We start from the raw sequence: 12,524 nt of genomic DNA, 5'->3' as shown, positions 1-12,524 counted from the left end.
TGCTACTGGAGAGATTCTCCAGTGCTACTGCGCACTCTGAGGCAGTTTTCGCAATTCAACCGGGCTAGGTATAGCATTCCAATCCATCAACACCTGCTCGCTGCGCGGGCCGTTCTTGCGCAACCAATCGGCCATTTCCGGCCCAATATTCTGGCCATAGATGCGGTGTGAACGCACGATGATCAGACCCGTGCTATCGACCAGTACAACGCGTGCGAATACGGCCTCGAGAAGACCCTGGCTTCCCATGACGGCGCTGATGAAATACTCAGCGGGGCGGGTCTGGGTAGCGGGTACCGAATTGGTCCGCAGGATTTTTCCGACGGCTTGATAGGCGCGTTGTATTCTGTTGGCCAGCGTGGCCAATTTGTCTACATCGGAGACCTTATCGATGACATTGATGGTGATCATGTCATTCCACCGACTCAGATCGGTCTCGGCTGGCGGCGTGAATTCGTTCTGACCATCCTTTGACCAGCGATGCAGGTAATTCACGCCATCGAGGATCAGCTCGTTGGCGGCCATCGCCTGCGCCAGTGTTGGCATCAATGCGAAAGCGAATGCCAGAGCGCGCAGATAACGTGCTTTCCAAGCTAAATTTCTCATTCCGACTTCCTGTTGTTAATGGATCATGCCTTATCGTATTGGGTACGTCACGGCAGCTTCTGCCCGGAAGCAGTCATCGCGCACTATTTCCAGGATGTCTGAACTTCTTTAACTATCTTGATACCGGCAGATTCTTCAATGCGCTCCCGCCAAGCGTCGAAGGCCATATCGACCGCAGAGTCGAGCTCCTCGGCATAGATGGTTAACGTTGCTGCTTTTGGGTCGAAGTGTTTTGGCCTAATGTCGTAATGGAGTATTCCCACCGCCTGTATGGTGCCAGGGCAGGAAAATATCACCGCAGCTTTTTCGTCGCAACTATGAAAGCGACAAGCTGCGGCCATTTTTAGATTTCTCGTAACTGGATGAATGAAGTCTGGGGGGCCACCAAGGCCATCCAGAACCTGAGCAGATAACTTCCCCTTATAGAAGAAGCTTACTCGCTTGTCTCCAAGAAAAATTCGGATACGGGCCGATAGATTTTTGTCGCCAGCGAGCTCGTTGGTATTGGTGTAATCACAGAATTCCTTTGCGCACACCGATTGAGCGAAGACCATCGCGGCCATTGCCAAAAAAAATGCAACCGCAACTGCATGCAGCACTCCTTTTCTTGCGGAATAGAGACTCCCGGCCGATTGCCGATCTCAGGCACGTCACCCCTTGGATTCCAGGCGCGTATTTGCAAAACAATACAACATCGGGTATTTTATTGAGAATAGTTCTTATTAATATTAAAACGCCCAGGGGAAGGCGCCATGTCCGCCACCATTGCCGCACAGGAAACCATCCAACTGCTTTACTGCGACCACCATGGCTGGCTGCATGGTTGGCTACGCAAGCAATTAGGCAATTCCTTCGATGCGGCCGACCTGGCTCACGATACCTTCCTGCGCGTGATGACCAGCCAGCGCCTGATGTCGCTCGGTGATGAACCGCGCGCATTCCTGACCGATGTCGCGAAAAAGGTGGTGATCGACCACTGGCGCCGGCGCGAGATCGAGCGCGCGTATCTCGAGACCATCGCTCATCTGCCGCAGTCGCAGGTTCCGTCGGAAGAAGCCCGCCTGCTGATCCAGGAAGCGATCGCCGTCTGCGATGCCATGCTGTTCAAGCTGGGTGCCAGGACCCGCAAGATATTTCTCATGGCCCAACTCGAAGGATTGACCTATCAGCAAATCGCGGAGGTGATGAGCGTGAGCCTGATCACCGTCAAGCGTCACATGCGGGATGCCTTCGTCGCTTGCATGCAAGCGGTGTAATACCAGCATGGTGAGCGAATTCATGCCGGTCGAGAAGATCCTGCTCACCGAGGCAGCCGACTGGCTGGTGCGCATGCAATCCGGCGCCTGGTCGCCGGCAGAGCAGGCGCGTCTAGAGCAATGGCAGTCGCGCAGCGCTTCCCACGCCGCTGCCTGGGCCCGGGCGCAAGGCGTGCTGCACGCGTTTGGCCAACTGCCCGCCCAATCAGGCCAGAACGTGCTGGACACGCTGGGCCGCCAGGATCGGCGGCGCACGCTGCGCAGGCTGGGGCTGGCCATGCTGGCGACGCCGGTGGTATGGCTGGGCTGGCGCCAGCTGCCATGGGAGAATTGGAGCGCCGATTTCAGCACCGCCACCGGAGAACGCAAGAACGTCACGCTGCCGGATGGATCAAGGCTGGCGCTCAACAGCGCCAGTGCCGTCAAGGTCGCGTTTTCTTCCGGCGAGAGACGTCTGCACCTGATTGCCGGTGAAATCCTGGTGACCACGGCAGCCGAACGCGCGCCGGTCTATCGTCCTTTCATCGTCCAGACGCCGCAGGCCGATATTCGCGCTCTGGGGACGCGCTTTGGCGCACGCCTGTCGGACGACAGTACGCTGGTGGCGGTGTTCGAGCATGCGGTAGAGGTTCGTCCACATGGCGGCGGCGATCCCACCCGGCTCGAGGCCGGGCAGCAGGGGCGCTTCGGCGCCGCAGGCCCATTGCAGCCGACCGCCCAGGCGCCCGCCTCTCTTGCCGCCTGGGAGCAAGGCATGCTTGCGGCGCAGGACATGCCGGTCGGCCAACTGATCGCTGAACTGGCCCGTTACCATCGAGGGTGGCTGCGCTGCGACCCCGCTGTCGCCGGTTTGCGCATCTCGGGGGCTTTTCCGCTGGACGACGTCGATGCCAGTCTGGCCATGGTAACCCGCACGCTCCCCTTGCGAGTCCGGCGCATCACCCGTTATTGGCTGACGGTGGAACAGGGCTGATATAAAAATTCCTTCGCTGGGCTGATACTTTTTTTCGTTTCGTTCGATGTACCAGTTGAAGAGGCAGGAATGCCTCGCCTGCCGGCGCCATCGAGCGCCGTATTCGCGACGAAACGAAGAGAAAAACCATGACCAGCAAGCCGATGCACTCGCTCCGACCGCATTATTCCCGACTCACCCTCGCCATTCACGCCGCCATCGTGGGCATGGTGGTTGCCGCAGCATCTCCCTCGGCGACGGCCCAGGTCGCCAGCAGCGGCAGCGCCGTCGTGCGCAGCTACCATATCGGCGCAGGGCCGCTGGGCGACACGCTCGTGCAGTTCGCCGCCCAATCCGGTGTGCGTCTGTCGTTCGAGCCGGCCATGGTAGCAGGCCAGGTGAGCCCCGGACTGCAAGGCAATTATTCGGTCAAGCAAGGATTTGCCCGTCTGCTCGGCGCCAGCAACTATGCCACGCAGGAACTCGACGACGGCAGTTACGCACTGCAAGCCAGGCGCGCACCGCGTGACCAGTCGACACTGCCGGCCGTCACGGTGACGGCGCAGGGGGAAGCCAGTGCCACCGAAGGCACCGGCAACTACACTGCCACAGGCCCCAGCGCCACTGCCACACGGATGGGGTTGTCGCTGCGAGAGACGCCGCAATCGGTAACCGTGATCACCCGCCAGCAAATGGATGACCAGGCGCTGAACAATGTATCGGAAGTCCTGGAAAAGACCACCGGTATCACTGTCGGCCGCAATGACAGCGAGCGCTTCACTTTCTATTCTCGCGGCTATCAGATCGAGAACTTCCAGTTCGACGGTATTGCCAATACCATGGACGCGGCTAACCAGTACACCACGTCGCTGGCCGACAGTGCGATCTACGACCGCGTAGAGATCGTGCGCGGCGCGACCGGACTGCTGACAGGCGCAGGCTATCCTTCCGCGGTCGTGAACCTGGTGCGCAAAAAGCCGACCCGCGAATTCGCCGCTTCCGTCGAGGCCGGGGCAGGCTCATGGGGCCGTCGGCGGCTGGTCGCCGACCTCTCGACTCCTGTCAATGAAGCCGGCACGGTACGCGGCCGCATCGTCGCGGCCGGGCAGAACGCGGACTCATTCACCGATTACTACCACCGCGACACGCGCAACCTGTACGCCATCGTCGAGGCCGACCTGACGCCGCATACACTCTTGAGCATGGGCGTGGATTACATGGAGACCCGCGCTGACGGCGCGTCCTTCGGGCATATACCGCTTTTCCATAGCGACGGCTCACCCACCCATTTCCCGCGTTCGTGGAACCCCGCCGCACGTTGGGCCTACTGGAACAACAGCGCCACCAACACGTTTGTCACGCTGAAGCATGATTTCGGTGGCGGCTGGAAGCTCGACCTGGCGGGCAGTCATCTCTCGCAGCGACGGGACGCGGTGTTCGGCACGGCCTATTACGGTACCGTCGAGCGCGCCACCGGCGCCGGCATCAGCATGCTCTCGGGCACCAATCCATCGCAGGCGCAGACCGATGCCTTCAGCGCCACGCTCAACGGCAACTACCAGTTGTTCGGCAGGACGCATGACCTGAGCCTGGGCGCCAACTACTCACGCCAGAACCGGGATGCGCAGAACTACAACACGACCTTTACCGCGATCGACAATTACTTCGCCTGGAACGGCAATATCGCGCGTCCCGCTGCCGAAAAATACGAGGACTGGAACATCCGCATCGTAGAGAAGGGGCTCTCGCTGGCAACGCGTCTGCGTCCCACCGACAATCTTTCGATCATCCTCGGCGCCCGCGCCAGTTGGTACGACATGCTGGACAAGGCGACGGCGGTGGATACGGGCGCCGTCACGCTCAATAACGACCTGCGGGTGAACCGCAAGATCACGCCCTACGCCGGGCTTGTCTACGACATCAACAAGCAATGGTCCGCCTACGCCAGCGTCACCGACATCTTCAATCCGCAGACCTACTACAAGAATGCCGCCGGCAGCGCCTTGCCGCCGCTGACGGGTCGCGCCCACGAGCTGGGGATCAAGGCAGAGCTGCTTGACCGGAAATTGAACGCCAGCCTGGCCGTGTTCCATATCCGGCAAAACAATGCTCCGCAGTATGTGGGCGTAAATGCCGATAGCGGCGAGGAGATTTACGTTCCCATCTCCGGCGTCACCAGCCGCGGGGTAGAAGCGGAATTGTCCGGCAGCGTGACGCCGGCATGGAACCTGTTTGCCGGCTATACCTTCCGGACCTCGTCGGCGCCATCCCAGCCGGATGCCGTCCTGAGCGCCGTCAACACAAACCAGCCCAAGCACCTGTTCAAGATGGGAACGACTTATCGCTTGCCGGATGACTGGTCGCGCTGGACCGTGGGCGGCAATCTCACCTGGCAAAGCGATACCTACTACCAGCAATCGTCAGATCCCTATTACCGGGCCGATCAGCCCTCTTATGCGGTAGTCGGTCTCATGGCGCACTACGATTTCAGTCGCAATCTCAGCGCCACGCTCAACATCAACAACCTGTTCGACAAGACCTACATGCCCGGCCTGGGTTCGTACGGCACCGGCATGTATGGCGACCCACGCAATTTCCTGCTGACGATGAAATATACCTTCTGACGCACCGCTGCCGGCTGCACGCCGGTGGCGCGTCAGGACCCGGCCATCAATGCTGGAACACGCAACCAGGCTTTCCAGGCTGCGCCAATGGCGGGAAGAAAGGCCAGGGCGATGAAGAACCATAAGGTCAGCCGAGTCAGACGCGCCTGGCTGGCGAGCGATTCCTGCCTCTTCTCGAGTTCCCCCCGCAACTTCACGGGATAAGCCCTGGCCTTTCCCAGCACCGGACCGAAGACATATTCATAGCCCAGCTGCAGGCGATCAATCTGCTGCCGGACGTTGAGCAGCACACCCAGCAGCACAGCAGTCACCAGACACAGACCGATGCAGGCAGCCATGAATTCGGCATTGCCAGGCAGCTTGTCGAGTGCCACCACGCCGGCGATCGAAACCGGAAGCGTCCACAGCTTTCCGGCCACGTCGCCAAATGCGTTGCTCAACTTCGCCGCATAGTCCAGTTCGGCGTCGACGATCTTTTTCCTGACGTCCTCGAACGCGAAGTTGCGGATATACGCCTGGAAATTGACCTGATATCGGCGACGTATCTCAGGCCATTTCCGGACCAGATAGGTCAGGTCGTTCGTGTCGTCGCCCTCGGCCAGCGTATCGGCGATCGCGCTGCGCATGATGAGCAGGCGTTCTTCCACATGCAGCTTGTCTGCGTTTTCGTCCGCGACCAACGCCGCGAGAAAATCCAGATGATTGAGTTCGAAGCCGAGCGCCCGCTGTTCTACCTTGATCTCGGCCAACGCGGTCTTGCGCACCTTGGCGGCATCGGTGGGCAGGATGAAGAGCAGCCGGTTGACGCCGCTGCTGCCGACATCGACCTTGTCGTCCGCAAGCCTGGACAGCAACCCGATGAAGCGAACCAATTTTTCCAATTGCAGCACGGCCACGGGCTTGCGTAGCTCCATCGAGCAATAATCGATGTCGGCGATATAGTAATTTTCGGGCAGCAAGCCGAACGCGATGGATGGCGATTGGCGAAGAACGTCGCCGACATCGTGGAATACCCGCGCCTGGTCATTGGTGGGCAGTTGCACCTCGATACGGAACCGACCATTGCCCTGGTCCAGGACGTCGACCACGCCGAACACAGGCGGCAACTGTTCGCAATGCATCGCCAGTTGCGTGCCGGGCTCCGACAGGGCTCCGTCGTAGACATAGGAATAGCCCGCGTCCAGGGCGGGACGATCCAGTGCACGGTAGAGCGCAACGACATCGGCAAGCATGTATCAGCGGCCCTCGAGGGTATTGCGCAATTTGGCGATCATGTCGTCGTTCAGGTTCTGGATCACCAGCTTGCGTGCCGGCTCGTCGAACAACAGCTCGGACTGGGGCTGCTGCCCGAGCATGGCCCTGTCGAACTTCAGGCAGATGCGGCCATTGTCCAACGTGACCTTGCTATGGTTCTTCACCACGCTTTCCTTTACATGAAACGATCCGGGCACCTTGAAACGCTCGCCATTGAGCACTTGCGCGACGTCTTGCAGTTGAGGGCAAAGATGCCGGGGTACGACGCGATCGAGTACGGCCTTCACTTCATCCATCGTCACCTGCGCACGAGCGGCAAGCTGCTGCGACATATATTGCGTCAGGCTTTCCTTTGCGCCGCGCCGGTAGGGATTCAAGGCCGCGTTCTCGAAGAAAAGAACATCAACCGCCTTATAGAGTCGCATTGTGGCGGTGCCCGGCGACACACCCACGGCACATCCCAGCGCCGTTTTGAAATAGGCCGACGACCCGTCGGCCGCCTTCGCCACGAATGACAAATAATCGACATCATCCGCTGGCACCTGTGCCGCGCCGGCCAGGAACTCATCGACGCGAATGAGCGCGGCCTGATGAAGCTTGGACATATCGATCTCGGTGATGTTTTGCGGTACCAGTTCGTTATTCAACAGCAGGCCGCTGCGTTGCTTGATCATCGCCACGATGAAGCGCGGCTGGCGGTCGCTGGTCACATAGTCCGCGCACAGGATGTGACCGCCGGTGGCGGCCTGCCGCTCGATGGCCAGGCGTGCGATCTCATCGACGATGACGCACGACAGGGCGAGAAAGTCCTCGGCGCCGGGCGCAGCCGCCGCATATCCCGCAAAGCGCAGCGGAAAGCACGCCTGTGCATGGCTTGGCATGAACCGTCCCCAGACCTGGCGGCTCTCGCGCTTGCCGAACAGATCGACCATGCCCTCGACCAGCGACAACACGGCCGGCAGGGTGTTATCCAGCGGCTGGTCCTTCTTGATGAGCTGCGCGGTACGTTGCCCGGCGTGCTTGGCAAACCCGTGGATCACGCTATGGTTGAGTCGTATGGTCATATCGGTGTCTGGTGACGGCAGGTGGCAAGACGACACACCCACAGGCAAGCTTTCTCTATCGGTTCAGCCGGGCGGATACTCGATGCGACCATTTACCAAGCGGGTGAGCACGAGGAGTCATCTGGACTAATCAGTTGCATGAGCCCGATCCAATTCGTCGCGACTGGCATCGATTTCTCATGGGATGGAGTAATGGTATCAAAATAACTGTATATAAATACAGTATTTTTGTTGTTGTGCTTAGCCGGCCAGGATGATTGTCTGCATCGAGACGGCGATGCCCGCAACAATGTTCGACAAGAAACTTGGCGCTTACTTGGCCATCGGTTGGCTTGTTGCGCTGCGCATGACGGGAACTCATCGGCCGGGCGCAGGACGGATATTCAGCTGGCACCGGCAACAGTTGCCGTGGCCACGCAGATCACCAACGAGAGGAAGAAATGAGGACGGTGTATCCCCTGATTGGCACCGCGCTGTGGCTCATGAGTTTTTCCGCGGCGGCGGACGATTGCGCTGGCGCGACGACTCAAGGCATGCTGAACCAGTGCGCCTCAAGGCAATTTGCGCAACAGGATGCGGCGCTGAACCGGACCTATGGCCAATATCGCAAGAAGCTCAACGACCGGCAGAAAAAGCAACTGACCGACGCACAGCAGGCCTGGATTGTCTTTCGGGACAAGGCCTGCGCCTTCGAAGCATCGGCCACCGAAGGCGGATCGGCTTATTCCATGGTATTGGCCAACTGCAAGGCGGCCAAGACGGCGGTCCGCGTCAAGGAATTGAAGGCGCTCGATCGTTGCAAGGAGGGAGACTTGGAATGCCCCGCCTTCTGAGAAGACCAGGAGATGGCATGCTGCATTCTTCGACAGAGGGAATTTTCGCGATGGGCCGGCCAAACTTGCTCGCGTCAGGCGGCTAACAAATCCCACAGCCGGGTCTTCATACCCGGTGTCCAATGCGAGCGCAGAAATAAACGCAGACTGCGGCAGTGCGTTTTGATAAGTCTCTCGTCGCAGCACATCTGCGCCGAACTCCGCGGTCAATTGGTCGAACAGGGCTGGGATATCCAGCATTGCTGCAGCATTTAAGTTGTTTCGACATGCAGAAAAAAAGGGCCGCAGACTTCATCAGTCCGCGGCCCTTCTGGATTCTGGTGGCCCCCCCGTGAGTCGAACACGGCACCAACGGATTATGAGTCCTAGGGTTTATGATTTGATATTCCTTGACGACCGCATATCTACCTATACAAATCAATCACTTGCAATAATTTTCGATTGATAAGAGACGACGAAATATGGTTAAATTTGGCAAGCTCTGTAACCCCAATGTAACCCTGACCATATGCCAACGTCGAACAGAATCAACTTTACGAAAGAAACGATTGAAGCGATCGCTCCACCTGAAAAAGGTCGAGTGACGTATCACGACACAAACAAGAAAGCCTCGGGGTTGCAACTCAGAGTCACTTCCACTGGGACCAAGACGTTTTGCGTATTTCGGCGTATGAATGGAGGGAATCCGGACAGGGTAACGCTTGGGCGCTTCCCGCTCATGACGCTCGAGCAAGCCCGCAAACAAGCTGCTCTAATCAGCGCCTCTATTGCGAACGGAGACAACCCCGCCGAGGTGAAGCGGGCACATAAGGCAGAACCGACATTCGGAGAACTTTTTGACGAATACATTGAGCGTCACGCTAAGCCCAATAAGCGCACATGGGAAGAGGATGTCCAACGCTTCAATCAATACTTAAAGAAGCCGCTTGCCAGCAAGAAAATAAAGGCAGTGGACCGCAATTCGCTGTCCACCCTCCATGGCGATATAACCAATGCAGGACATCCGACGGTAGCTAATCGGGTTCTTGCGCTGGTCTCCAGCGTCTTCGGCTGGGCCATCAACGCCGGGAGAGCCGATGCAAATCCAGCCTCCGGATTGCGCCGAAACCGTGAGAAAAGTCGAGATCGTTTTTTGCAGGGAGACGAAATTCCTCGGTTCTTCACAGCTCTTGCAGCGGAGGAAAACCCGACCATCCGAGATTATTTTTTACTGTCTTTGCTTACCGGCATGCGGCGTTCAAATGTCCTTTCAATGGAGTGGAAAGACATTCATTTAGCAAGAGCCGAATGGCGAATCGAGCGGACGAAAAACGGTGAAGCAATGACTGTCCCCCTTCCTCCCGAAGCAATTAGAGTCCTGGAAGAGCGGAAGACAAAAAAGAAAGACTCCGATAAGTTTGTCTTCCCCGGTACAGGTAAGAAGGGGCACCTGGTAGAACCGAAGAGCGGATGGGAGCGCGTACTCTCTAGAGCGAACTTGAGTAATCTGCGGATTCACGACCTACGCCGCACGCTTGGGAGCTGGCAAGCGAAGACTGGCAGCTCTCTCGTTATTATTGGCAAAACCCTCGGCCACAAAAACGTCGCAACGACACAGATTTACGCTCGCCTTGACAGCGATCCGATTCGAGAGAGCGTGAACAAGGCAGTTGAGGCCATCATGCAAGCTGCGACAACTCCCATTTCCTCGAGCACCGACATCGCTGATAATTTTTCATCCAAAAGCTGAGCTGCTTCTCTAGTTAGCGGTAGCTGCCTTCAAATACGGATCAATGACCCATATCACGGGAGTGTCAACGTACAACCCTCTCGCTCGCCCTTTGACTGCAGCTACCTTCCCCCGTCGCTTAAGGCTTAACAGTACTTCACGAACGTTATCATTTGCAGCAATGTACACATCCGCATTATTCGATGACTGGCACATCACTGTGGGCATCCCAGATCGTACTTGAGGGGCGTAGCAGTCGAGCACAGGCAGGTAGACCCAAGCACCAATGGATCTGCCTTGCTGAAGGCTCATCGTAAGCGCATTGAGATCTGCATGGGTCCGAGGAATCGTCTCATTGCCCGTCAGCTCTATTAGCCGGTACGGGAACTGCTCGAATTTCTCGGGCCCTCCCTGACCTACATCTATCCAATCTGGCGTGGATGCCGACCAGTATCGTATTGCAAAGAACGCCAGGATAGCCAAAAGAATTAAGGCAGCGACCAAGGCTGCCTTAACTCGTACCGATAAAACTTTGAGCTTTGATATCACTCGCCGCTCCTCAGTCTTGCCTTCCACCCGGCATGTAGCTTCTTGTCATCCACAGAGGTCATGCGGTCATAGCCCAGTTCGGTGAAATAGCCGTTTGCATCGGTGTAGCCATTTCTCTTCTGTGCCGCCTCGGACATCTCGCTCAAGGGTTTGACTGTGCCGTCGTATTTCGACCCAATTACAGAGTTTCCAGCATTCAAGAATTTTTTCAGTCCCACTGTTCACCTCCCCTTATTGCGCATGCTTTCAACGAGGACCTGGGCGAGAGCGCCAGCTAGTCCGATAAAGAAAGCAAACGTAGTTGCACCGCCAAGCTCCTTGGCAAAGTCCTTGAAGCCTTTTCCGCTCTTATCCTTCTCTTGAGCGCCATCCTCGTCACGGCTGTTAGTCGTCATCTTTTGCGTCCTTTGGCTGAGAACTGTCAGTTTGTAGTTGCTGCATTAAACCGAATAGTATTTTACAACAACTGAACAGTTTATAAATCCAACCGGCGTTGTTCCACACTCGCCGGATGCCAAGAGAAATTGACGAAAAGAAAGCGTTTGCATCCAGGTTAAAGCAGGCCCTTGGGCGTAGCCCCAAGAAGGTCTCGTCGGCGACGGATTTGTCGATTCAGTTCAACCTGCGTCATCCCCGTGAATCCATCACTGTTCAGGCGGCCCAGAAATGGCTGAATGGGACCGCTCGCCCTACTGCGGACAAAATCGACACCCTGGCAGAATGGCTGAATGTGTCGGCACAGTGGCTGCGCTATGGAATTGCGGATGATCGGCCAGATTCAGAGCAGCGGGCAAAGTCCAGACAGAAGAAAAATCCTTTGATGCCAGTCACGGATGATGAGATGGTACTTCTCGAACGTATCAGGTCCCTGAGCGAGCATCAGCGCTACTTGATTACGCAGCTCATTGATCAACTCTCGATAGATTCGGAGATGTGGAAGTCCTAGCACGCGGCGCGTACGACGATTCATGAAATTCCGACGTCGTAGCCTTCAGTAATAAGCATCATTCTTGGTATAAGAAGGGTAACAAGTAACTACCCATCTGATTCCCAAGGAGATCGACATGAATTTCTCATTCAAGCAATGGCTGGTTGTCGTGGCCATCAAGGTTCTGGTCGTTGTTGTAAGCATGATCGTCGAAATCCTCAGGGACTCGGGCGACCAAGCCGCAGCCGCATAAGTACTTAGCAATTCTCTCCCTCTCTGGCCATTCGGTCGAACAATCATCCCATCTAAACCTAAGCGTAATCCGCCGATCTGGCGGCGGTCCCCTTACGCCTATTCAATCCGAAAGGAAGTGTAATGACACATCTCGTTGAGAAAATGGCCTATGTGAACGATCCTCCGTGGCATGGCATCGGAAATCGCCTCTCCGAAAAGCAGCCAATAGAAATCTGGGCATCTCAGGCAGGCATGGATTGGCAGATCATGGAAGCACCGGTTGTATTCCATGCGGAGGTCGGCGATTCCAAGAAGTCGGGAATCCAATATTCCGAAAAGAAGGTCCTCTATCGTTCCGATACACAGGCTCCGTTGTCGGTGGTATCCAGCCGCTACAACGTGGTTCAACCACGGGAGATCCTAGAGTTCTATCGTGATCTCACCGAGGTGGCAGGTTTCGAGCTGGAGACTGCCGGCGTGCTGAAGGGTGGTAAGGTAATCCTCCCTTAAAACCAG

At 57.1% G+C, this 12,524-nt stretch carries 13 protein-coding genes; 7 read left to right on the top strand and 6 right to left on the bottom strand.

Annotated features, from left to right (window positions below; all coding sequences use genetic code 11):
- Positions 1–24: 24 nt before the first annotated feature.
- The gene (locus PMI40_RS08420) at positions 25–606 is read right to left on the bottom strand and encodes a hypothetical protein (protein WP_008114108.1); all 582 of its coding nucleotides are present in this window, start codon (positions 604–606) and stop codon (positions 25–27) included.
- An 83-nt stretch (positions 607–689) separates the two neighbouring features.
- Positions 690–1,205, bottom strand: a complete 516-nt coding sequence (locus PMI40_RS08415; RefSeq protein ID WP_157221475.1) for a hypothetical protein — start codon at positions 1,203–1,205, stop codon at positions 690–692.
- A gap of 153 nt (positions 1,206–1,358) precedes the next feature.
- Here PMI40_RS08415 and PMI40_RS08410 point away from each other — a divergent pair, with 153 nt between their 5' ends.
- The 3 genes from PMI40_RS08410 (at position 1,359) to PMI40_RS08400 (ending at position 5,438) form a co-directional block, all read left to right on the top strand.
- A complete protein-coding gene (locus PMI40_RS08410) occupies positions 1,359–1,862 on the top strand; it encodes a sigma-70 family RNA polymerase sigma factor (RefSeq protein ID WP_008114107.1) in 504 nt (167 codons plus the stop codon).
- Between the two features lie 7 nt (positions 1,863–1,869).
- The gene (locus tag PMI40_RS08405; RefSeq protein ID WP_238540922.1) at positions 1,870–2,835 is read left to right on the top strand and encodes a FecR family protein; all 966 of its coding nucleotides are present in this window, start codon (positions 1,870–1,872) and stop codon (positions 2,833–2,835) included.
- 128 nt (positions 2,836–2,963) lie between these two features.
- Positions 2,964–5,438: a TonB-dependent receptor gene (locus PMI40_RS08400; protein WP_008114105.1), complete on the top strand. Its 2,475-nt coding sequence runs from the start codon at positions 2,964–2,966 to the stop codon at positions 5,436–5,438.
- A gap of 32 nt (positions 5,439–5,470) precedes the next feature.
- On the opposite strand, the gene PMI40_RS08395 is transcribed toward PMI40_RS08400, so the two are convergent.
- Both PMI40_RS08395 and PMI40_RS08390 read right to left on the bottom strand, forming a co-directional pair.
- Complete coding sequence (locus PMI40_RS08395; protein ID WP_008114104.1) at positions 5,471–6,670, bottom strand: hypothetical protein; 1,200 nt, start codon at positions 6,668–6,670, stop codon at positions 5,471–5,473.
- A gap of 3 nt (positions 6,671–6,673) precedes the next feature.
- Positions 6,674–7,756, bottom strand: coding sequence for a nucleoid-associated protein (locus PMI40_RS08390; protein WP_008114101.1), 1,083 nt, complete (start codon positions 7,754–7,756; stop codon positions 6,674–6,676).
- Between the two features lie 440 nt (positions 7,757–8,196).
- On the opposite strand from PMI40_RS08390, the gene PMI40_RS08385 reads away from it, so the two are divergent.
- Together PMI40_RS08385 and PMI40_RS08380 are read left to right on the top strand one after the other, a co-directional pair.
- Complete coding sequence (locus tag PMI40_RS08385; RefSeq protein WP_008114099.1) at positions 8,197–8,589, top strand: lysozyme inhibitor LprI family protein; 393 nt, start codon at positions 8,197–8,199, stop codon at positions 8,587–8,589.
- 508 nt (positions 8,590–9,097) lie between these two features.
- Entirely contained in the window at positions 9,098–10,318 is a 1,221-nt protein-coding gene (locus PMI40_RS08380) for a site-specific integrase (protein WP_008114097.1), read from the top strand.
- 524 nt (positions 10,319–10,842) lie between these two features.
- Here the strand turns inward: PMI40_RS08380 and PMI40_RS23775 are convergent.
- Entirely contained in the window at positions 10,843–11,064 is a 222-nt protein-coding gene (locus PMI40_RS23775) for a hypothetical protein (protein WP_008114095.1), read from the bottom strand.
- A 3-nt stretch (positions 11,065–11,067) separates the two neighbouring features.
- On the bottom strand, positions 11,068–11,241 hold the full coding sequence (locus PMI40_RS23770; protein WP_008114093.1) for a hypothetical protein: 174 nt from the start codon (positions 11,239–11,241) through the stop codon (positions 11,068–11,070).
- 98 nt (positions 11,242–11,339) lie between these two features.
- Here PMI40_RS23770 and PMI40_RS08375 point away from each other — a divergent pair, with 98 nt between their 5' ends.
- Positions 11,340–11,792: a transcriptional regulator gene (locus PMI40_RS08375; RefSeq protein WP_238540921.1), complete on the top strand. Its 453-nt coding sequence runs from the start codon at positions 11,340–11,342 to the stop codon at positions 11,790–11,792.
- Between the two features lie 357 nt (positions 11,793–12,149).
- Positions 12,150–12,518, top strand: coding sequence for a DUF932 domain-containing protein (locus PMI40_RS08370; RefSeq protein ID WP_008114088.1), 369 nt, complete (start codon positions 12,150–12,152; stop codon positions 12,516–12,518).
- Positions 12,519–12,524 lie beyond the last annotated feature (6 nt).

Origin of the sequence: Herbaspirillum sp. YR522 (assembly GCF_000282575.1) — a bacterium.
GTDB lineage: Bacteria > Pseudomonadota > Gammaproteobacteria > Burkholderiales > Burkholderiaceae_D > Herbaspirillum.
This window is presented reverse-complemented; position numbering and strand designations above follow the sequence as displayed.

What these genes read in the sequence shown, in the direction of transcription:
- PMI40_RS08395 (WP_008114104.1), bottom strand. Translation starts at nt 6,670, where the DNA reads ATGCTTGCCGATGTCGTTGCGCTCTACCGTGCACTGGATCGTCCCGCC.
- PMI40_RS08400 (WP_008114105.1), top strand. Translation starts at nt 2,964, where the DNA reads ATGACCAGCAAGCCGATGCACTCGCTCCGACCGCATTATTCCCGACTC.
- PMI40_RS08370 (WP_008114088.1), top strand. Translation starts at nt 12,150, where the DNA reads ATGACACATCTCGTTGAGAAAATGGCCTATGTGAACGATCCTCCGTGG.
- PMI40_RS08410 (WP_008114107.1), top strand. Translation starts at nt 1,359, where the DNA reads ATGTCCGCCACCATTGCCGCACAGGAAACCATCCAACTGCTTTACTGC.
- PMI40_RS08405 (WP_238540922.1), top strand. Translation starts at nt 1,870, where the DNA reads ATGGTGAGCGAATTCATGCCGGTCGAGAAGATCCTGCTCACCGAGGCA.
- PMI40_RS08380 (WP_008114097.1), top strand. Translation starts at nt 9,098, where the DNA reads ATGCCAACGTCGAACAGAATCAACTTTACGAAAGAAACGATTGAAGCG.
- PMI40_RS23770 (WP_008114093.1), bottom strand. Translation starts at nt 11,241, where the DNA reads ATGACGACTAACAGCCGTGACGAGGATGGCGCTCAAGAGAAGGATAAG.
- PMI40_RS08390 (WP_008114101.1), bottom strand. Translation starts at nt 7,756, where the DNA reads ATGACCATACGACTCAACCATAGCGTGATCCACGGGTTTGCCAAGCAC.
- PMI40_RS08420 (WP_008114108.1), bottom strand. Translation starts at nt 606, where the DNA reads ATGAGAAATTTAGCTTGGAAAGCACGTTATCTGCGCGCTCTGGCATTC.
- PMI40_RS08385 (WP_008114099.1), top strand. Translation starts at nt 8,197, where the DNA reads ATGAGGACGGTGTATCCCCTGATTGGCACCGCGCTGTGGCTCATGAGT.